This window comes from Acinetobacter sp. BSP-28, assembly GCF_044130285.1.
GTDB lineage: Bacteria > Pseudomonadota > Gammaproteobacteria > Pseudomonadales > Moraxellaceae > Acinetobacter.
This window is the reverse complement of record NZ_JBIQOB010000062.1, coordinates 1-283: the sequence shown is the minus strand read 5'-3', so window position 1 is coordinate 283 and position 283 is coordinate 1. Positions and strand designations below refer to the sequence as shown.

The window sequence follows — 283 nt, the reverse complement described above, 5'->3', positions numbered from 1 at the left end:
CTCGTTTTAAACAACCTAGCAAGTAATTGTGAAAGTTGGATGAAATGAGTTACTAGCGATTAAACTGAATCAAGCGTTTTGGTATATGAATCTAATTGAAGCTGTACAGTGCTTAAGTGCACAGTGCTCTAAACTGTTATGTTGGTTGATCTACTTGTAGGATCAAACGACTGTTTGGGGTTGTATAGTCAAGTAATTAAGTGCATGTGGTGGATGCCTTGGCAGTCAGAGGCGATGAAAGACGTAATAGCCTGCGATAAGCTCCGGGGAGGCGGCAAATATC

The 283-nt window shown here is 41.3% G+C and carries 1 rRNA gene; it reads left to right on the top strand.

Annotation, left to right across the window (positions count from 1 at the left end):
• Window positions 1-186: 186 nt before the first annotated feature.
• Window positions 187-283, top strand: a 23S ribosomal RNA gene (locus ACE01R_RS17645); the annotation flags it as partial.